Consider the following 24,630-nt stretch of genomic DNA (forward strand, 5'->3'; position numbering starts at 1 on the left):
AGTAGAAAGATTACCGATGGGATTCCTTGCAGGAGTGTCAAGGAGAATGGTTGCAGCTGCGTGACTGGTAAATGTTTTTTGCTTCCCATGGTCAAGAAAAGCCGGAAATCCGAAGCAGGCGGTTTTAGCCTTGCTTTTTTATTTCTTCATTAAAAGCGGGTGATTTTATGGATAGATATGTATTATATGAAACTTATCGGCTGGGCATGTTGATTGGGCATATCGAACCTGCTGAACTCATAAGGGAAATTGACAAGTTTATAACTGCATCGCCGGTCGAAGATATTCCCCATGTTTTTTACGTGCTGTCACTGGCCAGCAACCGGCGGGTGATGATTGAACTGCTTACGGATTTGGCGAAAGGGGTTGACCAGGAATTGCCGAGCAGCATTGTCGCTGGGCTTCTGCATCGCGACCAGGACCGGTATACAACCGAAGAACTCTATTGGAAGATCGGATTGCTGGCATCTTTACTGGCTGACCAAGATGGAGACATAGCAGTTGAATTTACAGAACTGAAAGAAGCGTACGATGCTGCGCAAAAAGCGTACGGTTTAAGGTTCAAACGAAAAAAGGCAAGAGAGCGGATGCTTGCGAAAAACGAGAAAACCATAAAAGACTCCTTGAAAAAGTATGCAAAGTATATAGAAGAGTTTGAAGCTGAAAATTGGTGGCGCAGTTAAAAAGGCTTTGTTTATCTCATCTGCCAGAGGGAAGGGAAGGAATAGAAGAAATCATATTCACAGGAGGCAGATTGGATGAGCAAAACGATTTTTATTACCGGAGCTGGCAGCGGCCTTGGCAAAGGGGCGGCAATCGGCTTGGCTAAACAAGGGCACAGGGTGATTGCGCCGGTGGAAATTGCACCCCAAGTCACAGCTTTGAGAGAAGAGGCAAAAGAGGCGGGAGTGGAACTTGAAGTATTCAAAATGGATATAACAAATCCGCAGGATCTTTTGCAAATGATGGAATATGACTTTGATGTTTTTGTTGCAAACGCGGCGCTCAACGAAGGCGGAGCACTGGGAGAAGTCCCGATGGCAAACTTCCGCAAACTATTCGAAGTGAATGTTTTCGCTGCATTGGAAACTGCACAAATTGCTGCGCGGAAGTTTGTGGATAAGGGCAGAGGGAAAATCATTTTCATGTCTTCGATGGCTGGCATCATGGCGACCCCCTATGTTGGGCCCTATACAGCTACCAAGCATGCCATTGAAGCGATTGCAGCAACAATGCAAAAAGAGCTTGCCGAATTTGGCGTTCAAGTAGCCACCATCAATCCTGGCGCATTTGCTACCGGCTTCAATGACCGGAGTGCCGAAGCAAAATGGAAATGGTACGACGAAAAATTCCATTTTACGAAAAAAGAGGATATGGCCGAAGCCGACAAAGCGTTGGAGCAGCAATTCGACCCTGCTGATATGATAGCGAAAATGGTGGAGATTATCCCGCTGGATTCACATAAATTCCGGACTGCTTTTCCGCCGGAAACGGAGCAGCAAATGAAGGAAGAAGAAGCAAAACGATGGGATATGGAAATTTGAAGGAGTGGTTTAGATGTACCACGACACGGAAATCCGGCTGATCCTTAGGCAGGGAAAAGCGGATGTGCATACGGCATGCCAACTATTCGACTCCTGTGAAGCGGCTGACCTGGACATGTTGCTCGGAACTTGGAAAGGGCGGGAATTTCATACGGGCCATCCGCTCGACGGGGTTTTGAAAAAGTTGAATTGGTATGGCAAAGCCTTTCATGATGCAGAGAATGTGGATCCTTTGTTGTTTGAAGGAAGAAAAGGGGACGTATTTGCAGTGGATCCGGTTCCTTTCATGGATAACCGGAAACTTGTGAAGGCTGTTGGCGGAAAAGCCCGTATGCGGATGATGAAATTCCGCGGGGAAATGACCGCAACGATGATTTACGACAATTTGCCGGTCCACGATCATTTTCGAAAAGTGCATGACGGATTGCTTTTTTGCATGATGGATTGGAAAGCGGACAAACAGCCGTATTTCTTCCTATTGGAAAAAGTGGAATAGAAAACTGCCCATTGAAAGTGGGCAGTTTTTTTGTTTGTTGGTGAAGCGTGAAGAAAGTTCAAAAGTCCTGAATTCATTTTGGGTGGTCCCGGAGAAAGAAAAAAAGGGCGGAAATATGGTAAGCTTGTCAGTACGATAGAAGTTTTGGGAGTGTTTAATTTTGTTGGAAGAAGCAAAAAAATTACTGCAGTCGTATTTCGGCTATGAAGCATTCCGGACTGGCCAGGAACAGGCGATTTCACAAGTTTTTGAAGGGCATAATTCCATTTGCGTCATGCCGACTGGCGGCGGAAAGTCGATGTGCTACCAGATTCCGGCTCTTGTAATGGATGGAACGACCATTGTCATTTCCCCATTGATTTCCCTGATGAAGGACCAAGTGGATGCATTGACAGCGGCTGGAATCCCGGCCGCTTATATCAACAGTTCTCTCGATTTTGAAGAAGTCCGGGAAACCTTGCATAATGTGCAGCAAGGGGCTGTGAAGCTGCTCTATATTGCGCCGGAACGGCTCGATTCACAGATTTTCCTGGATGAGTTGCAAGGTGTGCATGTGCCGTTAATTGCGGTGGACGAAGCGCACTGTATTTCGCAATGGGGGCATGATTTTCGGCCCAGCTACCGTCTGATCAGCCGGATGATGGATATTTTTCCAAACCATCCGACTGTACTTGCGCTGACAGCGACGGCTACACCGCAAGTTCGGCAGGATATCTGCCGTATCTTGGAGATCGATGAAGCCCATACGGTCATGACCGGATTTGAACGGGCGAATCTCACATTTTCAGTGATTCGCGGACAAGACCGGGAGCGTTTTGTAAAGGATTATGTAGAAAAAAATAAAAAAGAAGCAGGCATCATTTATGCGGCGACTCGGAAGACCGTTGATTCTGTATATGAGATGCTTGTGAGAAAAGGCATCAAAGCGGCGAAATACCATGCGGGCATGCCGGATGAAGAACGGAAGAACGGACAGGAACGGTTTTTGAATGATGAAGTGACTGTCATGGTCGCAACCAATGCTTTTGGCATGGGAATCGATAAATCGAACATCCGTTATGTTATCCATTATCAATTGCCTAAGAACATGGAAAGCTATTATCAGGAAGCAGGCCGTGCTGGACGGGATGGGCTGCCAAGCGAATGCGTTGTGCTTTATGCTTCGCAGGATGTTCAAACACAGCGTTTTTTGATCGACCAAGCACAAGATCCAAGCCGCATTCCCGGCGAATTGATGAAACTCCAAGGGATGGTCGATTATTGCCATACCGAAAACTGCCTTCAACAATTCATTATTCATTATTTCGGGGATTTGAGTGCGGAACCGTGCGGGCGATGCGGCAACTGCCTGGATGAGCGCGAAAGCCTGGACGTGACAAAAGATGTGCAAATGGTACTGTCGTGCGTGGTCCGAATGGGGCAGAAATTCGGGAAGATGCTGACGGCTCAAGTACTAACCGGTTCTCGCAACAAAAAGGTTATTGAGTTCGGCTTTGATAAACTGTCGACATACGGCATCTTGAAGCACCAAAGCACAAAAGAAGTTTCTAATTTGATGGAATTCATGATTTCGCAAGAGCTGCTAGCGGTCGAACAAGGAGCATATCCGACGATTTATGTTCCGGACGGCGGTCGCGATGTGCTGCTTGGAAAACGTAAAGTAATGCGAAAAGGCGCAGTAGCCACAAAGCAGCTTTCGGAAAACGATCCTTTGTTCGAAGAATTGCGGAAGGTGCGGAAAGGGTTGGCGGACGAGGCAGGTGTTCCGCCGTTTGTTATTTTTTCCGATAAGACTTTGCAGGATATGTGTTCCCGCAGGCCTAAAACTCCAGATAGCTTTTTGGAGGTCAACGGGGTAGGCGCCAACAAATTGGAGAAATACGGAGAAGCTTTTTTGCAGGCGATCCGTTCATATGATCAAGTTGAAACTTAATAATTATGCATGAAAACCCTTATTTTCAAATAAGGGTTTTTCTTTGTTCAATAAAGAAAAAAGGAATCGGAAGTAAGGCTATATCACCAGTGTTTGAAAGCGCTTGCAATAAAAATTTAATGAATTTTGTAAATTCACTTTTATATTTATTCAAATATTATGATATACTATTCAAAATTAAAAAACTTTACTGAACTAAAGGAGGCGATTTGATGAAGAAGAAAGAGTATCCCGTCCGTCAGGGGCTTTACCATCCGGATCAAGAGCATGAAGCATGTGGCATAGGAATGATTGCCAATATAAATGGTGAAAAATCGCATTCGATTGTTCAAAACGCGATTAATATACTTTGTAATCTGGAGCATCGTGGAGGTCAGTCGGCCGACACAAGTACAGGCGATGGAGCGGGAATCCTTACGCAAATCCCTCACCGCTTTTTCCTGAAGCAATGTGAAAAAGAAGGCATCAAGCTTCCGAATGAAGGAAAGTATGGAATTGGCATGGTCTTCATGCCGCAAGATTATGATTTGCGGATGAAAGCAAAAGAAATCATTGAGCGCATCGTCGCTGAAGAAGGCCAAGGGTGTTTAGGCTGGCGCGCAGTGCCAGTAAATGATGCTTTCGTCGGAAAAGTGGCGAAAAAAACCAAACCGGTAATACGCCAAGTGTTCATAGGGGCAGCCGAAGAACTTTCGGACCGCAAAGATTTCGAACGAAAACTATATATCATACGCAAGCGGATCGAACAGGAAATGATAGGGAAAGAAGAGTTCAAAGACGTGTATTTCAGCAGCTTGTCTGCCGGGACAATTGTTTATAAAGGAATGCTGATTCCGGAACAACTGGATTCGTTCTATATCGACCTGAACCACCCGGAATTCAAGTCTGCTCTGGCGCTTGTGCATTCCCGCTTCAGTACAAACACGTTCCCAAGCTGGCAGCGTTCACACCCGAATCGCTATTCCATTCATAACGGCGAATTCAATACGCTGCGCGGGAATGTCAACTGGATGCGGGCTCGCCAGGCATTGTGCAGTTCCGAATATTTCAATGAAGAAGACCTTCCGAAAGTTTTGCCGGTCATTGATGAAACAGGCAGTGATTCGTCGATGTTCGACAACTGCTTCGAATTCCTTCATTTGTCCGGCCGGTCTCTTGCCCATACGGCTATGATGATGGTGCCAGAACCATGGGTGAACGATCCTACGATCAAGCAGGAGAAAAGAGATTTCTACGAATACCACAGCACGCTGATGGAACCTTGGGACGGTCCGGCAGCTTTAGTCTTTACGGACGGCAAGCAAATCGCTGCCTGCCTTGACCGCAACGGTCTACGTCCTGCCCGTTACTATGTGACAAAAACCGGCATGATCGTTCTTGGTTCAGAGGTTGGGGCACTAGATATTTTTGCTGATGATATCGTCTATAAAGACCGCCTGCAGCCAGGGAAAATGCTTGTTGTAGATTTGGAAGAGGGGAAAATTATTCCGGATGAGGAGATCAAACTGCAGATTGCTGCAGAATATCCTTATAAAGACTGGGTCGAAAACAAGATGGTCAACCTGGAGGATCTTCCAAAACCAGATCTTCACACTGAGAATGACGTTGCGGAAGGGTTGCTTGAACAGCAGCATGCTTTCGGCTATACCACCGAAGAATTGCAGAAAATTGTCAAACCTTTGGCTACAGACGGCAAAGATCCAGTAGGGTCGATGGGGTACGACTCACCGCTGGCGGTATTGTCGAAAAAGCCGCAGCTTCTCTACAATTATTTCAAGCAGTTGTTTGCGCAAGTGACAAATCCGCCGCTTGACGCTATTCGGGAGCACATCATCACCTCCGCCCGGACAACAATAGGTGCCGAAGGCAATCTTGTCGAGCCCGGCCCAGAAAGCAGTTGCCATATCCGGCTGGAAACGCCGATTTTGACAAATTATGAATTGGAAGCACTGCGCCAGCAAAAGCTTAAAGAGTTCCAGGCAGTGACTTTGCCGATTTTGTTCCAGGCTGATGGCGGGCATGAAGCCATGGAAGCTGAATTGGAGTCCCTCTTTGCAAAAGCGGACGCCGCGCATGCGGATGGAGCGACATTGATCATCTTGTCGGACCGTGGAGTAAACCGCGAATTTGCGGCCATCCCTGCGTTGCTTGCCGTTTCTGGCCTGCATCATCATTTGATTCGCCAGGGAGTGCGGACAAAAGTCAGCCTGCTTCTTGAATCGGCCGAGCCGCGGGAAGTGCACCATTTTGCGGCGCTTCTAAGTTATGGGGCAGAAGGCATCAATCCTTATCTTGCGTTCCGCTCTATCAAGGAACTTGTAGAGATTGAAGATATTGCCGGCTTTACTTATGAAGAAGCGGAAAAGACGTATGTTAAAGGGGTAACTGACGGCATTGTGAAAGTATTGTCGAAAATGGGGATTTCTACAATCCAAAGTTATCGGGGCGCACAAATTTTTGAAGCGGTTGGCATTCATATGGATGTAATCGACAAGTACTTTACCCGGACATCATCACGCCTTGGCGGCATCGGCCTGGATATCATCGCTAAGGAAGTATTGATGCGCCATGCGCAAGCCTACCCTGAACGTGAAGGCGGAAACCGCGCGCTTTATGCAGGCGACGAATTCCAATACCGCGAAAAAGGCGAGGATCACCAATACAACCCGGTGACAATCCATACGCTTCAGCAAGCTTGCCGAACAAATAATTATGAAGCATTCCAAAAATACACGAAATTGCTGACGGACGAAAAAGCCAATCTGCAATCGATCCGCGGTTTGCTGTCCTTCAAAAAACGGACGCCTGTGCCGATCGAAGAAGTGGAATCGATTGAGGAAATCTGTGCCCGCTTCAAAACGGGAGCCATGTCTTACGGTTCGATCAGTGCAGAAGCGCATGAAGCTTTGGCCATTGCGATGAACCGCATTGGCGGAAGAAGCAACTCGGGAGAAGGCGGAGAGCAAGTATCCCGCTTTACGCCGGATGAAAACGGCGATAATCGCCGAAGCGCCATCAAACAAGTAGCTTCCGGCCGATTTGGAGTGACAAGCCATTACCTCGTCAATGCTGATGAAATTCAAATCAAGGTGGCCCAAGGTGCAAAACCTGGAGAAGGCGGACATTTGCCGGGCAAGAAAGTTTACCCGTGGATTGCAGAAGTGCGAGGCTCTACGCCTGGCGTGGAACTGATTTCACCACCACCTCACCACGATATTTATTCAATTGAAGACTTGGCGGAACTGATTTTCAACTTGAAAAATGCCAATCCTTCCGCCCGCATCAGTGTCAAGCTCGTATCGGCAGTCGGTGTTGGAACGATTGCTGCGGGTGTTGCGAAAGGCCGTGCAGATGTTGTACTGATCAGCGGTTATGATGGGGGCACAGGAGCTGCTCCTAAGACCAGTTTGAAACACACCGGTTTGCCTTGGGAAATCGGGTTAGCGGAAACCCATCAGACATTATTATTGAATGGTTTGCGTGACCGGATTGTTGTAGAGACGGATGGCAAGATGATGACAGGGCGAGATGTTGTAACAGCTGCACTTTTGGGAGCGGAAGAATTCGGTTTTTCTACTGCGCCGCTTGTAGTGCTGGGTTGTGTTATGATGCGCGTCTGCCATTTGGATACATGTCCAGTCGGAATTGCTACTCAAAATCCGGAATTGCGGAAAAAATACATGGGAGACCCGGAACATGTCGCTAATTTCATGCGTTTTATCGCAAGACAAACACGGGAGCTGATGGCGGAACTAGGTTTCCGTACAATCAACGAAATGATCGGAAGAACGGACGTGCTTGAAGCCAACCAGGCAGTTGATCATTGGAAAGCTGGCGGGCTCGATTTATCAGCACTGCTATATCAGCCGGATCTTCCAGAAGAAGTCGGCCGTTACGCGACCATCAAACAAGATCATGGCTTGAAGCAGACACTGGATTACCAGGAATTGTTGCCGCGCAGCAAAAAAGCGATCGAATCAGGAGAGCGTGTGGAAGTGACTACCGCAATCCGCAACATCCACCGTGCAACAGGAACCATTATCGGCAGTGCGGTTTCTAAACGGTACGGGGCGGAAGGGCTCCCTGAAGATACCATCAATTTCAATTTCCAAGGCTCGGCAGGCCAGGCATTCGGCGCCTTTATTCCAAAAGGGATGACGCTTAAATTGATCGGCGATGCCAATGACTTTGTCGGCAAAGGGCTGTCTGGCGGGAAAATCATTGTCTATCCGGCAAGCGACTCAACGTTCATACCTGAAAAGAATACCATTATCGGCAACGTTGCCTTCTACGGGGCATCTGACGGTGAAGCTTATATTTATGGAGTGGCCGGCGAGCGCTTTGCCGTCCGCAATAGTGGAGCGAACGTTGTTGTTGAAGGAGTCGGCGATCATGGCTGCGAATACATGACAGACGGCCGAGTTGTGATTCTAGGAAAAACCGGGAAAAACTTCGCGGCAGGCATGTCCGGAGGGATTGCTTATGTGCTTGACGAAGACGGAACATTTGCAGTGCGCTGCAATCCGGAAATGGTGCATTTGCAGCCTCTTGCAGAGCCAGCGGAAATTGAAGACTTGCGCAGTATGATAGAAAAATACGCTCAATATACAAACAGCTCAAACGCCAAGCGGATCCTGGCACACTGGGAAATCTTTTCCGCTAAATTTGTTCGGGTCATTCCGAAAGCGTACTTGAAAATCAATGACCGCATCAACAAACTTCAAAGCAGCGGCATGACGAAAACTGATGCTGAAATGGCGGCATTTGAAGAAAGCAAAATGGCAAACGCCGGGAAATAAGACAACCGGCTTGGAGATTGCTTTGGTTTTTAAAAACAAAACCGAAATGGGGGGATATAATGGGAAAAGCGACTGGATTTATGGAATATAATCGCCAGACATTTAAAGAACGCAATCCAGCGGACCGGATCAAGGATTGGACTGATTACACGGCACCGCTGTCAGAGCAAGAAGTGAGGGAACAGGGCGCACGCTGCATGGATTGCGGAGTGCCAACGTGCCAATCAGGCATGGAGATAGACAGAACCACTACAGGCTGTCCGGTTTATCATCTTATCCCTGAATGGAATGATCTCGTTTACCGAGGGCAATGGAAAGAAGCGCTGCGCCGGGAACACGTAATGAATAATTTTCCGGAATTCACGGGGCTTGCGTGCCCTGCTCCTTGCGAAAGTGCCTGCATTTTAGGGATCAACGAACCGCCGGTCGCTATCAGGACGATCGAACGGTCAATCATTGAAAGAGGATTTGCAGAAGGATGGGTTGTTCCGGAACCGCCAAAAAGCCGGACCGGCAAAAAAGTGGCTGTCATCGGTTCTGGTCCAGCAGGCCTCGCTGCAGCCGCTCAATTGAACAAAGCCGGCCATCTGGTAACTGTGTTCGAAAGAAGCGACCGTGTAGGCGGGCTGTTGACTTATGGCATTCCGGAGATGAAACTTTCCTATGATGTCGTAAAACGCAGAGTCGATATTCTGGAGCAAGAAGGCATCGTTTTCCAGACAAATACGGAAGTCGGAAAAAATTATCCGGTTTCAGCGCTTCGTTCGGACTTTGACGCTGTCATCATGTGTACAGGCGCTACTGTCCATCGGGACATTAAAGTGGAAGGCCGGGAATTGAAAGGCATTGAATATGCAATGGACTTCCTTCATTCCAGCACAAAAAGTTTGCTTGATTCGAATCTGGAAGATGGAGCGTATATTTCAGCCGAAGGAAAAGACGTCATCGTAATTGGAGGAGGCGACACAGGTACTGACTGCCTGGCAACAGCTGTCCGCCAGAATTGCAGAAGCCTTGTCCAGTTTGACGTCTATGACAAAAAAGGGGCAATCCGTGATGAAGTCGGAAACCCTTGGCCGCAATACCCGCAAATCCATCGGGTTGAATATGGCCAAAAAGAAGCGGCGGCTGTTTTTGGGGAAGATCCAAGAGCTTACGCTGTCATGACGAAGAAGTTTGTCGGCGATGAGAATGGAAACGTCAAAGAAGTCCATACGATCAATGTGAAGTTGAAAATCGACGAACAAGGCAACCGCGTCCGAGAAGAAATTCCCGGCACGGAGAAAGTATGGAAAGCGGATTTGGTGCTTTTAGCAATAGGGTTCAACGGACCTCAGCAGCAGCTGATCCAGCAACTGGATGTTGAAACAGAAGCCAACTCCACTGTAAAAGCGGAATATGGCAAGTATGCGACTAATGTAGAAGGCGTATTTGCAGCGGGGGATATGCGCCGAGGGCAAAGTTTGATTGTCTGGGCAATCAATGAAGGCCGGGAAGCTGCCCGTGAATGTGATCGCTTCTTAATGGGATCAACTATATTGCCATAAAAAAAGAACCAGGAGAAAATCCTGGTTCTTTTTTATAAAGTCCGGATAAATATAAAAATTTGCTATGAATTAAGAGAATATTTAGAAATAAGTTGTTCTTTATACCTAGTTCCTCTATACTAATGATGGGTGGGGCGTGTTTTTTGATACATAGGTGAAGCCAATTCGAATTTCAATTGTTTCAAGTCAAAATCCATTGCATTCGCTACATCATAGGAAAACTGGGAGGAAAAGAATGTTTAAGAAAAGTTTTGCAGCCGCTTTATTTTCTATTATTCTTGCTGTAATGGGCAGCACTTCGGCTTTTGCAGCAGAACCAGCCAGCCCGGAAGTTGAGAAAGCGCTAGTGAAGATTGAAGAAACTAACGATAAAATTTATGCTGAAGTTGAGAAAACTCAAGTGAAAGCACAGACTTTATACGAACAGTACCTTGAAAACTTAAAGAAAGAGCAGGCTACTGAAAAGAAAGCTCAGCTGACTGCTGAATATGAAAGAAATATTGAAGCATTAATTGCCGAGTTGGATCAAAAAACGCAGGAGTTGACTCGAGCAGGAGTCGAGAAAGTGACAGAAGCTGGGATAACGGTTGAGATTCAGTGGGTTTTGTACCAATTTGCTGATCGAGAAGCTTGGATTGATCCTATTATGGTAGTAGGCTGGTAAAATAGTATAAATATTGACAGAGTTCTATAGGAGTGAAGTTTTTTCTGCTCCTATAGTTTTTTTGGAAGGAAGTGTGTTCGTGAAAGGCTTGGATATATTGAAAAACGGGTACCTTGAAACCGTAAATAATGATTCCACATCTTTGAGTCTGCTTGGCCGAGGTAGCGGTATTGAGATGATGAAGCAACTTGTCTTAAAGGATAAGATATTTTTCCTCTATCCCAGTGAAGATGCCGACGTTCAAGAGTTTTTTTACATACTGAGCGGAAAAGTTGAAACTGAGGTAAATGGAAAGGTTATAGAACTTGGAGCAGATGATTTTTTTACTGCAAAAAATTTGGAAGCTACTGTACAGTTTACAGCTAAAACTGACGTAAGCTTTTTATCTGTTTCTACTGCTCCTGTATTTCATTATCTTAGCAACGTTATTAGTGCATTGCGCAAAGTTGGGGAAGCGGTGGAGCGAAAAGACCCGTATACTTTCCAACACAGTTCGCGAGTCGCTAATTATGCTGTAAAGATTGCTTTGAAAATGAAGCTTAAAAAAGAAAGAATGGATAATTTATTCATTGCATCCATTCTTCATGATATCGGAAAAGTAAATATTCCAGAGGAAATTTTAAAAAAACCAGATAAATTGACCGCTGAAGAATTTGACTTAGTAAAAAAACATCCAGGAGACGGTGCAGCGATGATCCGGGAAACAATCTATGCTGATTTAGCGGATATTGTGGAACAGCATCACGAAAGGGTTAATGGTAAAGGCTATCCTCATGGGTTGACAGATGAAGAAATTTTAATAGAAGCAAAGATTATTGGAGTAGCGGATACATTCGATGCTATGACAGAAGACCGCGCTTACCGTAAAGCCTATTCGCCGGAATACGCGATGGAAGAGTTGAAACGGCTTTCCGGCACTCAATATGATCCAGAAGTTGTAGAAGCTTTTGAACACGTGCTATTGGAAGAAGGAAAACTCACCTAAGAATACAAACACCTCAGACACCTTGTTTTATATCACAGGTGTCTTTTATTTATTCCTAAGGATGTTTAAAAACATCAGGTTTAGTCAATACTAAAACAAAGTGTAAACAAATCAGAGGAGGAGATCGAAATGGCTAGAAACAGCGGCGGTGGAGTATTCAGCAAACTTGTATTATTAGGCTTAGGTGCGGCAATTGGAGCAGCTATGACACAGAAAAAGACCAATACAGATGGAACGACAACTTCACAAGCAAGCAACTTAAAGGAAAACGTCAAAAAAGGGCTGGATCGATTCAATGAACAATCAGGCGGCATGGTCGATAAAGTAAAGCCAGGAGTGACAAAAGCGGTTGAAGCGGTAAAAGGTGCAATCGACAGCCAGCAAAAAATGATGGATAAAGAAAAAGACATGCTTGATAAAGCGAACCAAACGCTTCAGGATGATGTCGGCGGTTCATCAAGCAAAGATTCAAGCAGTTCGGCAAGTGATACTTCAACTGGCACTTCGGCTACTTCTAAAACAGATACGACTACGCCAAGCGGCGGAATTTACGGCGGCAGCACAGCTTATACAGATTCTTTGAAAAAAGATCTTTCAGATGATTCTGCAACCGGCGGCAACTCTTCTTCAAATAAGTCTACATTTGACAAATAGAATAGTATATACTGATTATTAAGATAAAGCTATGCTCGAGTCTTACGGGCTATAGCTTTTTTCTCTATCGTCATTTGTTTGAAAATTACATAAACTTAGAGAGGGGGAACCACATGTTTAATTCGTACAAGACAAGTCCTTTTTTTGATGAGATGTTCACTTCGGAAGGGACACCAAAACCACATTACCAAAAGTTTCACGAAATCCTTTCCCAATTCAAAGAAGATGAATTAAAAGAAAAACATGAGACAGCCCAACTCTCATTTTTGAGGCAAGGAATCACGTTTACGGTTTATAACAATAATGTGGGAACTGAACGGACAATGCCGTTCGATTTTGTTCCGATTATCATTTCCCCTGAAGAATGGAAGACTATTGAAAAAGGAATGATTCAACGGACTGAAGCCCTCAATCAATTTTTGGAAGACGTCTACCACGATCAGGAAATCCTCGAAGATGGCATTATTCCAAGAAGCCTTATTGAAGAAAATCCTTATTATTATGCGAAACAAGTCCAAGGGATTAATATTCCCATAAAAAATCATATTTTCTTGGCTGGAATCGATTTGATCAGGGACGAGTCCGGCAAATATCATGTGCTCGAAGACAATCTGCGGAATCCTTCCGGAATGTCCTATGTTTATCAAAACCGCTATGTGATGAGGCAAGTGTACCCTGAGTTTTTTGCTAAGCACGCAGTGGAAACATTGGAGCATCAGTTGTCCTATTTATATGAAGCGATGCTTGACCATGCCCCTGAGGCGAAAAAAGACAAGCCTTTTGCGGTGCTTTTGACGCCAGGCATGTACAATTCAGCTTATTATGACCACGTTTTTCTGGCGCAGCAGATGGGAATAGATTTGGTCGAAGGACGGGATCTGCTTGTTAAGGATAATATCGTATACATGAAATCGATTCGAGGCCTAAAACGTGTCGATATTATTTACAGGAGAATCGATGACGACTTTCTGGATCCAGAAGCCTTCAGGGAAGACTCCGCTTTAGGGGTAGCTGGATTGCTGGAAGCTTATCGGCACGGAAATGTGGCCATATTAAACGGCATCGGCAACGGTGTGGCTGATGACAAGGCCATTTATGCTTATGTTCCGGATATGATCCGATATTATTTGGGGGAAGAACCGATCATCGACAATGTGAAAACCTACTTGCTCAGCAAAGAGGAGGAACGGAAGTGGGTGCTTGAGCACCTTGAAGAACTTGTTGTCAAAAATGTCGGGGCGTCAGGCGGCTACGATATGCTGATCGGTCCGCATGCCTCTAAAGAGGAAATAGAAGAGTTCCGGGAGAAAATTATTGAAACGCCCCATCAATACATTGCCCAGCCAACGATCAAGCTGTCGAGGGCGCCGGCCTACCAAGGGGAAAAATTTTATCCTTGCCATGTTGATTTGCGGGTTTTTGTCATGAGAGGAAAAGAATCCCGTGTACTTCCGGGCGGATTGTCCCGTGTAGCTTTGAAAGAAGGGTCTCTAGTTGTCAACTCCTCTCAGGGCGGCGGAGGCAAAGATACGTGGGTATGCAAAGATGAGGGAGGGGTATTGTAATGTTGAGCCGAGTAGCGAACTCATTATACTGGATGTCGCGGAATGCGGAAAGGGCCGAAAACAATGCCCGTATCTTAGATGTGCAGCTGCTGCAGATGATTGAAGCATCAGATGAAGAATTGGTGCGAGACCGGGATTGGAAACTGATTTTTGAAATTTGCGCTTCTACAGAATTGATGGAACAAATCAAATCTATGCCATATTATGATGAAGAGAATCTTGTGCATTATTTGGCATTGTCCGAAGAGAACTTGAATTCAGCAGCAAATTGCGTACGGTTTGTCAGGGAAAATGCCAGAGTGAGCCGGGACCACATTCCGGATGATTATTGGGAGGCATGGAACGACAGTTTTTGGACGCTGCAGAAAATGGATGGACAGCAGATTAGCATGCGCAATGTCCGCAAGTTTCTAGAACAAGTCAAAATGACTTCATTGACTTCCCAAGGCATTATCGAATCTGCTATGTCCCGCGGGGTTGCCTATCAAATCATAAAAATTGGCAAATGGCTGGAACGTGCTGAAAAAACTGCACGAATTTTAAATGTCGTGTGTGAACGTACCCGGGAACGGGAAATGGAGGAGCAGGCAGAGGATTATTATTACTGGCTGGCGGCTCTCCGGATGACAAATGGCTATGAAGCGTACCTGAAAGCCAACCCGCCACTTATGGACGCAAAAGAAGTGCTGTGCTTTTTGACTTCCAACGAGGCCTTTCCGCGCTCGATCATTTATTGTTTGAATCATGTAAGGGAAGCAATCGATGATTTGGAGGGCGGGAAGATTTCCCATTATTCATGGAAGCTTTATGCAAAACTGGACCAATTGCGAACCGATTTTGAAAAAACGGACATAAGAAATTTGAGTTCTGACGAAATGATGGATTTCCTGAACCAGTTTCAAAATGGCTGCAATGAAATCGGGGAGATTTTTTCAAGGACTTACTATTTGATAGACCCCACCTTGCAAAAAGAAGAAATGAAACAATCCCAGGGTCAGAGGCAGACTCAAACGATGAGTACGAAGGGAATTACTTCTATGAAATATAAAGTTGAGCATACGAATATCTTTGAATACGACACTGTTGTCGACCAAAGCATGAATTCTATCCGTTTGAAACCGAGAACGGATGAATGCCAGCGCTTGCTTTCCTACCGGGCGGAGATTACGCCGGCCTCGCTGGCAAAAGAGCATGTTGATATTTGGGGCAATCATGTCGAAACCTTTTTTATAGCGGAACACCACCAGCAGTTGGAAGTGAAAACCACTTCGGTGGTCAGTATTCAAAAAAGCCCATTTGTCCATCGGATCGATTATTCGCCTGAAATGAATGCAATTTTTCATTCCCAACTATTCAGTGAACATTATTTGGCCTTTTTGAGCAACACAGCGTATACGTATATTTCACCGGAACAGATGGAGCAAGTGGATAATCAGCTTGGTGAAATGACTAACCCGGTTCAGTACGCCATCGACGTTACCGAATTCTTATATAAGCATTTTACTTATGATGGCGAATCCACAGATGTTTCAACTCTGGCAGAAGAATCTTTCGGCTTGATGAAAGGCGTCTGCCAGGACATCACGCACGTAATGCTGGGAATCTTGCGCAATAAGAATATACCGGCCCGTTACGTCAGCGGCTATTTGTATGTTGGCGAAAACTCGGCTTTGGTGGGGGATGCGGCAAGCCATGCCTGGGTGGAAGTGATGGTCCCGGGAATCGGGTGGGTCGGGCTCGACCCGACCAATAATGTAGAAGCTTTGGAACATCATATCCGCGTTGGAGTCGGCCGTGATTATAATGACGTCAGCCCTGTCCAAGGCGTCTACAGGGGCGGCAGCCAGTCGTTGGACGTAAAAGTTTCTGTCAGTCTATTGGATCAATAGAAAAGAGGCTATCCAAAAGGATCAGCTTTAGAGCCCGTGAAGAAAAAGCATTGCTCTTTCTTCACGGGCTTCTTTATGCCGCATAAAACTTAATAATCGTTTAATGACCGGAATACTTTAAACCGTGCAATAATAGAAATACTGAAATATTTGCGTAATGAAAAGGAGCAAAAAACATGAACAAAAAGCAATTTATCGATTTTAACCTGAGCGAACCGATCTTGCGGACGCTTGAGGGGTTGGGGTATGCAGAACCGACCGAAGTACAGGAGAAAGTGATTCCAGTGGCACTGGCCAAGAATGACGTAACGGTAAAATCGCAAACCGGTAGCGGAAAAACTGCGGCATTCGGCATTCCGCTTTGTGAACTGGTTGAATGGGAAGAGAACAAGCCGCAAGCGCTTGTATTGACTCCTACGCGGGAGCTGGCGGATCAAGTGAAAGAAGATATCACAAATATCGGCCGATTCAAAAGGGTCAAAGCAGCTGCTGTTTACGGCAAGCAGCCTTTCGCCTATCAGCAAGCCGAGCTGAAACAAAAATGCCACGTTGTTGTCGGAACGCCGGGACGTGTCTTGGACCATTTAGAGCGCGGAACACTGAATGTTGACCAGATCAAGTATCTTGTTTTGGATGAAGCGGATGAAATGCTTAATATGGGCTTTATCGAACAAGTCGAAGCGATTATTGAGAAACTGCCGAAGCAGCGCACGACGATGCTGTTTTCTGCGACACTGCCGGAAAATGTTGCGAAGTTGCAGCATAAATACATGGACAAGCCGCAGCATATCGAAATCGAGTCAACGGAAACATTGACGGACCAAATCGATCATTCATTATATGTAGTGAAAGAGCAGGAGAAATTCTCTTTGCTGCGGGATGTGACAATCGCAGAAAATCCCGACAGCTGCATTATTTTTTGCCGAACAAAAGATAATGTGGATTATGTAGTGGATGAACTTGAGAAACATTACTATACCGTAGACAAATTACATGGCGGCATGGTGCAGGAAGACCGTTTTGCTGTGATGAATGAATTTAAAAGAGGCGAGTTCCGTTATTTGGTCGCTACAGATGTAGCAGCGCGCGGAATTGATATTGACAATATCACCCATGTTATCAACTATGATATTCCATTAGAGAAAGAAAGCTATGTCCATCGGGCGGGAAGAACAGGGCGCGCAGGCAGAACCGGAAAAGCGATTACCTTTGTTACGCCGAACGAAGACAAATTCCTGGCCGAAATCCAGTCATATATCGGATTTGAAATACCGCAGCAGGATGCTCCGACAGCACAAGAAGTGAGCGAAGCTAAAGACGCGTTCATGGAAAAACTTGAAAGCCGTCCAAAGTTGAAGAGAAACAAAAATGAACAGTTGAACAAAGACATTATGAAGCTGTATTTTAATGGCGGAAAGAAAAAGAAACTGCGCGCATTTGATTTTGTCGGCACTTTAACCAGCATTCCTGGAGTTACTGCTGAAGACATCGGGATCATTAAAATTCAAGATACCGTCACGTATATCGATATCTTGAACGGTAAAGGCCCTATTGTGTTAAAGGCCATGAAAGACAAAACAGTTAAAGGGAAATCCTTGAAAGTCCATAAAGCAAATAAGTAATAAAAAGATAAGCCGTTGCGTATGCAGCGGCTTTTATAATTTCAAATTATTATTTCCCGGGGAATATTGGTATGAATGATTAAATATGATTAGTTTAATTAGAATAATTTTAATGAAATATTTTACAAATATTACTGACTAGCTAGTTATTATGTCATAAAAAAGAACACAATTGTAATTGAATTGGTGGTTCTTTGTTACAAGACTGTAATGTTTACGTGTTATTTTGTTTGTACTTACCAAACACGAACAAAGGAGAGAACAGATTGAAAAAACTACTAGTCGTCTTGAGTTTTGCACTGATTTTATTCCTTGGCACATCACTTGAAAGTTCCGCAGCAGCGAGCACCTATACAGTTAAAAGTGGAGACACATTATATAAAATTTCCAAAGCAAAAAAAGTGAGCGTCACGAACCTTAAATCGTGGAACGGATTAAAATCCAATACCATCCATCCGAAACAAAAGTTAAAGTTAACAAAATCGGCTTCTAAAGCAAAAACACCATCCCGTTCTTCATCAAGTTCTGTCGTTAAAGAATTTACGGTTTCATCTACAGCTTACACAGCTTCATGCAGTGGCTGTTCAGGAATTACAAGAACTGGAATCAACTTGAAGAAAAACCCTGGCTTGAAAGTTATAGCGGTCGATCCGAACGTCATCAAACTCGGTACTAAAGTATATGTTGAAGGGTACGGATATGCTGTTGCCGGTGACACGGGAGGCGCAATCAAAGGGAAGAAAATCGACGTCTTTATTCCTACACAAAGCGGTGCGCTTAAATGGGGCCGCAAAAACGTCAAAATCAAAATTTTAAAGTAAGCTATAGATAAAAAGCAGTTTGCAAGGCTGGATTGGCCAGCCTTGCAAACTGCTTTTTAATTTTGGACAATAAGAATCCGCTTTTCTGAAAGGAAATAGATGGAAAAACACCAATCTGTCAGGAGCAGATTGGTGTTTTTATCTGTTCTTATTTATAGATCCAAACTCGAGCGGCTGAACCATCCGCACTTTCTCCTGCCACCCGGAACTTCAATCCGAAATTCGGAACATTGCGCCCAGCGTGGACCATTCCGGGATTGCTGTAGTCTGCGCTGTCGTCAAATAACGGGTTGCGTTTCGTATAGCTGTCAGCCAGTGTGAGTCCATTGATAGCGGTGTAATCAAGGAACATTTTAGACTTTTTGTTCAAGCTGAAAGCTGCGTCATTCAGCTGGTAACGGGAAGATCCAACTGCACCGCTGCTCCAGTAGTTTGTTGTTTGATCAGCATCAACCACTCCAAGGAAGCCGTCTCCAGGATGCTTGCCCGTCCAGTTATCCTCATAGAATGTATCTACATACCATACAACCAACCCCGCATCATAGCTCATCAAGCTTGCGCCTCGGCGGATGTTGGCAAGGCCTTCGTCTACGCCGTTATGGGAGCGCCACTCAAGCAGGTAATAATGCTCAGTATAATCTTTTCCATCATTCATCGTGAAACCTTCCAGTTGAAAAATAGGGTCTCCCTCTGCATCATCAGAAACGATTGTTTTGCCGTCTGCAGTGATTGCCAGATTGTCCACATAGAATCCTGGATGAGTAACATATGGATCAGTCCAATAGTTCAATTCCACGGTAACTTTTTGTCCAGCGTAATCAGACAAGTCAAAGTTCGCGTCCACCCAGCCGTTTGATAGGCCAGTGATTCCGTGTCCAGGGTTTTGACCTTGTGGGTTTTCCAATGTCGTGATATTGCCTTGGATTGTTTTGCCAGCCACTTTAACAGAAGCATAATCCCAGTCTTCTTCAATATCGTACCAAGTTTTAAATGTAAGGGCAGCGGAAGTAGAGGCGGTCAAATCGACTTCAACTGACATTGAATGGTCCAAGGTATTACCTTTGCCGCTGAAATATTCTTTGGCGCCGCCGAATGGCGTGTTGATGGCAGTCGCTTTATCCGGCAAGTCGATGCGCAGTGCGTCATTATTTGTGCCTTTTGTTGCGGCTTCATCCAAAAGGATGGTTATGCCGTCTTCGGTAATATCTTTTTCATTTAAAGTGGTGCCGCTTAGCCAGTTGCCGCCATGTCCTGCCTGCAGCATTTCCTTGGCATATGCGCTGAAACCGGTCGGCTCAGTGCCCGGGACTGAACCGGCCCAGCTGCCGCTTGCCATGATCGACCAGTAAGCTACCGCTTCTCCCGTTCCGGAATATTGAGTGTCATACTCATCCGGAAGACCAAGATCATGTCCGTATTCGTGCGCAAAAACGCCAACTGCGCCGTCTTCCGGTTCAATGGTGTAATCCCATGCCGCTAGTTTTCCGCCAAAGCGGTCGCTATTCGATGTTCCGCCAGGCACGCTGACTGGGCTAGCGCCTAATTTTGAGCGGTGCGACCAAATCGCATCCCCGCCTAATTTACCGCCGCCTGCTTCTTCGCCGACACCTGCATGGACAATCATCAAGTGGTCGATAATGCCGTCCGGTTCGTTATATTCTCCGTCGCCATCATAGTCATCGCGATCCCAGACATCGTATTCCGACAAATCGACTTTAGGATCTTGGCCAGCCTTTGTTAAGGCTTCATAGACCAATGATCTTGCAGCTTTATCTCCGCCAGTTGCCGGATTGTTGCCTCCGTAGTAAGCTGCCGGGTAATCTGCTGTATACCAGCCGGCTACTGTGCCGTCTATGGTGTAGCTGCCGCCCGATTGCTGTTCATAATATTGTTTCATCGACACGAAGGATTCGCCATTTGGTCCTTGGAAGCCGTTTTCACCAAAAACCATGTCTTGGAAGTGGGAGATCGGGTAATCTTCATAGAACATATCCGACTCTTCCTTTGTGATCGAACCTGCTTTGTAATCAGGGAAGTCGATAGCCAGAACCAAAACTTTATCTTTCCGCACTTTGCCTTTGTATGCTTCTTGTTCAACAGCTGCGACCTTGTTTTTCTTCGCTTGTCCCAGTTTGTTTCCTTTGCCGTTCGTCATGCTGTTGTTCACGGCTTTGTTTTGAAATCCGCTCTCGTACTTATGAGCAAGGCCGTTTTCTTTGTCAGCTTGCGCATTGCTTGCCGCTTTAGCCCTTAAAAACTTATTCAAAGCTTTTTGTGCTTCAGCAGGACTAGCATCTTTGGCCACAATACCTTCTTTTTTCAGCATTTCAATCAATCGCTCGTCATTTGCCACTCCTAGATCAGCCGGAGTAGCACTATCGGAGTCCTTGTACTGTGATAGCGGGTTAGCTGCTTGCGCTGCAGGGGCAGTGGAAAAACCGCCGGCTGTCAAGGCGCTGAATCCGAGAATTGCAGCCATCGTGGTGCTTACGAACATCTTCTTCAACTTTATTCCTCCTAGAAAAGTAGAGTTTTCCTAACATTCAAAAGATACGCTAACTGCGTCAACATTACTAGGCGGGAAAGAATAAAAAGTAAATATTTCCTATTTAATAATAAAAAATATAGGAAAAAGTTTACATGTAGAAAATCATCTTCTGTAAAATTTTGTTTTATAAATAAAAAAATCGGCTCCTTCAAGCAACTGGTTTCTTATGAAAATTAATGTCATGCTGCAGTGGCGGAATAATCGCTGCCAATATGCTGTCAAACAGTAAAATGTACTTTTTTGAAATAAATTGAAAAAAATTTTTATTTCTTTGGAAAGATGGTTTATTTGTCCCTGAAAACGTTTAAAGAGGTACGTTGTAGGGAATCTTTTTTTTAAGTCCATGTAAAATTTACTACGAAAGCCAGCATTTTCCCCTAAAATAAACCATCTTTTAAAAAGAAGCGCCGGCTAAGCTCCCATCAGCACTAAAATCATCAACCGGATAAAATGCAGTCCCGCCTTTGATCCGCCTATAAAAACAATGGATAGGGATGCAATGAATATACATATTAGTTTTATTTTTTTAATGCAGTGTTGCAGGTTTTCCTGCATTGGTATATAATTTTTATAAGCATTTCAGTATATTTATAAGTTGGGGGAGTAGTTTGTGCAGGATATACTGCGTGCCATCTCAAGTTCGTACCAAGACTTTAGTTCCGGACAAAAAAAAATTGGCGATCTTTTTTTTCAGGAACCGATTTTTTTAGCTTTTTCTTCTGCTCTGGAAGTAGGGAAGCGCGTAAATGTCAGTGAATCTACGGTAATCCGCTGGACTCAGAAATTGGGGTATAAAGGATATACTGAATTTCAGCAATTGCTGCAGCGGAAACTGGCGGAAGAACATTTTGGGCAAAAAGAGCAAAAAAAAGCGGAACCTGCTTCACAGTCTTTTTTGGGGAATCTATTGGATGCCGATATTGCCAATCTTATAAAGCTGAAACAAACTGTCGATGAAGAAGTGCTTCTTCAAGTAGTAGACGCTATAGGCAGCACAAAGCGCTTATATGTGACCAGCAATTTTTTTGATTATGGTTTGGCCCATTGGTTTTCGACATGGATGAATATCGCGCTTGACCATACTGAACTATTGATGCCTGCTGATGTACAGTATTTCAGCAGGCTGGCAAAAGTGGAATCCGAAAACACGGTGATTGCATTCGCTTTTCTGCGCAATACGAAACCTTTGATGGAAACGTTGAAGATGGCCAAGGAGCGAGGGGCAGAAGTGATTGTGTTTACAGACTCCGCCGATTCTCCCGCTGCAGGCATTGCCGATATATCGATCCCGGTTTTTCTGGATACCAATCTGAATATTGATTCGTATACGGCGGTTCATGCATTGTTGGCTTCAATCATGAGGTTTGTCTATGTGAAAGAGCATACAAAAGTAAAAGAAAACTTTTCCGAGCTGGAGAAGATTTACAAGGAAAAAGATATTTTTTTTTAGCAGTGGTCAACGTCTGGGATTGTCCTGAAACGCTACAGCGTTTTGGTAAATAATATATAAAAGGGGAGAACAACATGAAAAAGAAATTGTCATTTTTGAGTGTCATCTTGTCAGCTGGGCTATTCGTATCAGCTTGCGGAGGCGGAGGTTCTGAAGGGGAAAGCGGAGGCTTGAAATTAGTCGAAGAAGGAAAATTCACGACTGCGTCAAGCGGGCTTTATAAGCCGTTCAGTTTCGAAGAAGGCGGCAATCTTACAGGATTCGATATTGAAATAGGCAATGCAATTGCAGAAGAAATGGGACTTGAGCCGAATCCGGTTACAACTCCTTTTGAAACCATTATCCAAGGTTTGACTACAAACCGCTATGACGCAATCATCGGTTCATTGGCAATTACAAATGACCGCGCGGAGCAAGTGAGTTTCACAGATCCTTACTACTATTCCGGCGGCGCTATTTTTGTCAGAGAAGGAAATACTGAAATCCAATCCAAAGAAGACTTGAAGGATAAAAAGATCGGCGTTGTTGGACAAAGTACGTATGAAACGGCTGCCAAAGAATATACTGAAGATATCCAATACTACAACAGTGATGTTGTGGCTTTGCAGGATTTGGAAATCGAAGGGCGTTTGGATGCTGTCATTACCGCTGATGTGGTAGGGTTTGAAGCGCAAAATACAGGGATCAAAGTGGAAGCGGTTGGAGAGCCTTTGTGGATCGAAAAAGTAGCTATTGCTGTCCGCAAAGACGATACGGAAATGCAGACTCAAATCAATGAAGCGTTGGCTGCAATTATAGAAAACGGAACATACGAAGAAATTTCAAACAAATATTTTGGGCGTAACCTCCTGGAAACCGATATTGAAGGCATTGAAGTTTTAGAATAGGCACGTGCCACAAGGAGGAGTGAAGAACCTATGCCAGAGATATTTGTAACAGTTTATGATGTATTTATGCGAACCTATCCGGGATTTCTGGAGGCGACGCTCGTCACGCTGCAATTGACGGCTGTCGGGGTCATTCTCGGAACGGTTATCGGTTTGATTTTTGCTCTTATGAAAATTTCAGGATCAAAGATACTGCGGGGAATAGCCAATACCTATATTACAATCATTCGCGGAACGCCGCTGATTGTACAAATCATGTTTTTATACTTTGGGATTGTTGAAATTTATACGATGGATAATTTCTGGGCCGGTTCGATCGCGCTTGGTATTCACAATGGCGCATACATTGCGGAGATTTTCCGTGGCGCGATTCAAGGCGTCGATCCAGGACAGCGGGAAGCGAGTATGTCGCTTGGCATGAACCGGAGACAGACAATGAGCCGTATTGTCTTTCCGCAAGCTTTGCGCCGCTCAATTCCTCCATTAGGAAACCAATTCATTATTACATTAAAAGATTCCTCGCTGGTTTATGTTATCGGGGTATCAGAGATATTCTCGCTCGGAAACCGGGAAGCGGCCCAGTCTTATCAGCCGTTCGAATCATTTTTGGTCGTGGCGCTTTACTATTTGGTGCTGGTCATGATCTTCACATTCCTGTTGCGTTTGTATGAAAACAAACTCGACGTTGACAGAGCGTAAGAGGGGAGATATAAAGATGCTTACTGGAGAAAATATCCATAAATCATTCGGGGATCTTGAAGTGCTCAAAGGCGTGGATTTGCACGTGAATCCTCAGGAAGTGGTTGTTCTTGTCGGAGTCAGTGGATCAGGCAAGAGTACATTGCTCCGATGCTTCAATTTTTTAGAAATGATCAATGATGGAAAAATCATAATTGATGGGCAGACGATAAACCCCCAAAAAGACAATTTGACAAAAATCCGTGCGGAAGTCGGAATGGTGTTTCAGCACTTTAATCTTTTCCCTCATAAAACAGTTTTAGAAAATGTTATGGAAGCGCCTATCACTGTGAAAAAAATGAGAAAAGATGAAGCGCGAAAACTAGGTTTGGAATTGCTGGACAAAGTTGGGCTCCGCGATAAAGCGGATGTTTATCCAAGCAAGCTCTCCGGGGGGCAAAAACAGCGGGTCGCGATTGCGCGTTCACTTGCCATGCAGCCGAAGGTCATGCTGTTTGATGAACCGACCTCAGCACTTGACCTGGAAC

Annotated in this window: 18 protein-coding genes; 17 read left to right on the top strand and 1 reads right to left on the bottom strand. The window is 44.9% G+C overall.

Annotated features, from left to right (window positions below):
- Positions 1-167 precede the first annotated feature (167 nt).
- The 13 genes from FQV30_RS02365 to FQV30_RS02425 all read left to right on the top strand — a co-directional run bounded on the left by FQV30_RS02365 (position 168) and on the right by FQV30_RS02425 (position 18,519).
- Positions 168-683: a hypothetical protein gene (locus tag FQV30_RS02365; protein ID WP_146498540.1), complete on the top strand. Its 516-nt coding sequence runs from the start codon at positions 168-170 to the stop codon at positions 681-683.
- A 75-nt stretch (positions 684-758) separates the two neighbouring features.
- The gene (locus FQV30_RS02370) at positions 759-1,544 is read left to right on the top strand and encodes an SDR family oxidoreductase (RefSeq protein ID WP_146498541.1); all 786 of its coding nucleotides are present in this window, start codon (positions 759-761) and stop codon (positions 1,542-1,544) included.
- A gap of 13 nt (positions 1,545-1,557) precedes the next feature.
- Positions 1,558-2,040, top strand: coding sequence for a DUF4334 domain-containing protein (locus tag FQV30_RS02375; protein ID WP_146498542.1), 483 nt, complete (start codon positions 1,558-1,560; stop codon positions 2,038-2,040).
- Between the two features lie 160 nt (positions 2,041-2,200).
- The gene (gene recQ, locus FQV30_RS02380; protein WP_146498543.1) at positions 2,201-3,973 is read left to right on the top strand and encodes a DNA helicase RecQ; all 1,773 of its coding nucleotides are present in this window, start codon (positions 2,201-2,203) and stop codon (positions 3,971-3,973) included.
- Between the two features lie 212 nt (positions 3,974-4,185).
- A complete protein-coding gene (gene gltB / locus FQV30_RS02385) occupies positions 4,186-8,772 on the top strand; it encodes a glutamate synthase large subunit (RefSeq protein WP_146498544.1) in 4,587 nt (1,528 codons plus the stop codon).
- 59 nt (positions 8,773-8,831) lie between these two features.
- Positions 8,832-10,319: a glutamate synthase subunit beta gene (locus tag FQV30_RS02390; protein ID WP_146498545.1), complete on the top strand. Its 1,488-nt coding sequence runs from the start codon at positions 8,832-8,834 to the stop codon at positions 10,317-10,319.
- A 235-nt stretch (positions 10,320-10,554) separates the two neighbouring features.
- Complete coding sequence (locus FQV30_RS02395) at positions 10,555-10,983, top strand: OmpH family outer membrane protein (protein WP_146498546.1); 429 nt, start codon at positions 10,555-10,557, stop codon at positions 10,981-10,983.
- Positions 10,984-11,062: 79 nt separating this feature from the next.
- A complete protein-coding gene (locus FQV30_RS02400; RefSeq protein ID WP_146498547.1) occupies positions 11,063-11,968 on the top strand; it encodes an HD domain-containing phosphohydrolase in 906 nt (301 codons plus the stop codon).
- Positions 11,969-12,097: 129 nt separating this feature from the next.
- Positions 12,098-12,622, top strand: coding sequence for a hypothetical protein (locus FQV30_RS02405; RefSeq protein ID WP_146498548.1), 525 nt, complete (start codon positions 12,098-12,100; stop codon positions 12,620-12,622).
- A gap of 113 nt (positions 12,623-12,735) precedes the next feature.
- Positions 12,736-14,187, top strand: coding sequence for a circularly permuted type 2 ATP-grasp protein (locus FQV30_RS02410; protein WP_146498549.1), 1,452 nt, complete (start codon positions 12,736-12,738; stop codon positions 14,185-14,187).
- Positions 14,187-16,076, top strand: coding sequence for an alpha-E domain-containing protein (locus FQV30_RS02415; protein WP_146498550.1), 1,890 nt, complete (start codon positions 14,187-14,189; stop codon positions 16,074-16,076). The genes FQV30_RS02410 and FQV30_RS02415 overlap by 1 nt, the downstream gene beginning before the upstream one ends.
- A 176-nt stretch (positions 16,077-16,252) precedes the next feature.
- The gene (locus FQV30_RS02420) at positions 16,253-17,698 is read left to right on the top strand and encodes a DEAD/DEAH box helicase (protein WP_146498551.1); all 1,446 of its coding nucleotides are present in this window, start codon (positions 16,253-16,255) and stop codon (positions 17,696-17,698) included.
- Positions 17,699-17,964: 266 nt separating this feature from the next.
- Positions 17,965-18,519, top strand: coding sequence for a 3D domain-containing protein (locus FQV30_RS02425; RefSeq protein ID WP_146498552.1), 555 nt, complete (start codon positions 17,965-17,967; stop codon positions 18,517-18,519).
- 148 nt (positions 18,520-18,667) lie between these two features.
- On the opposite strand, the gene FQV30_RS02430 is transcribed toward FQV30_RS02425, so the two are convergent.
- Positions 18,668-21,016 carry an immune inhibitor A domain-containing protein gene (locus FQV30_RS02430; protein WP_146499543.1) on the bottom strand — a complete coding sequence of 783 codons (2,349 nt, stop codon included), beginning with the start codon at positions 21,014-21,016 and terminating at the stop codon, positions 18,668-18,670.
- A gap of 661 nt (positions 21,017-21,677) precedes the next feature.
- Between FQV30_RS02430 and FQV30_RS02435 the strand changes: the two genes are divergently transcribed.
- The 4 genes from FQV30_RS02435 to FQV30_RS18095 form a co-directional block, all read left to right on the top strand.
- Positions 21,678-22,517 (top strand): MurR/RpiR family transcriptional regulator, encoded by an 840-nt coding sequence (locus FQV30_RS02435; RefSeq protein WP_146498553.1) that lies wholly within the window; start codon positions 21,678-21,680, stop codon positions 22,515-22,517.
- Positions 22,518-22,591: 74 nt separating this feature from the next.
- The gene (locus FQV30_RS02440) at positions 22,592-23,404 is read left to right on the top strand and encodes a transporter substrate-binding domain-containing protein (RefSeq protein ID WP_146498554.1); all 813 of its coding nucleotides are present in this window, start codon (positions 22,592-22,594) and stop codon (positions 23,402-23,404) included.
- A 30-nt stretch (positions 23,405-23,434) separates the two neighbouring features.
- On the top strand, positions 23,435-24,103 hold the full coding sequence (locus tag FQV30_RS02445; RefSeq protein ID WP_146493550.1) for an amino acid ABC transporter permease: 669 nt from the start codon (positions 23,435-23,437) through the stop codon (positions 24,101-24,103).
- A gap of 16 nt (positions 24,104-24,119) precedes the next feature.
- On the top strand, positions 24,120-24,630 hold a 511-nt coding region (locus FQV30_RS18095), incomplete at its 3' end, for an amino acid ABC transporter ATP-binding protein (RefSeq protein ID WP_255473285.1).

Origin of the sequence: Planomicrobium sp. CPCC 101110, assembly GCF_007859395.1 — a bacterium.
Taxonomy (GTDB): Bacteria; Bacillota; Bacilli; order Bacillales_A; family Planococcaceae; genus Planococcus.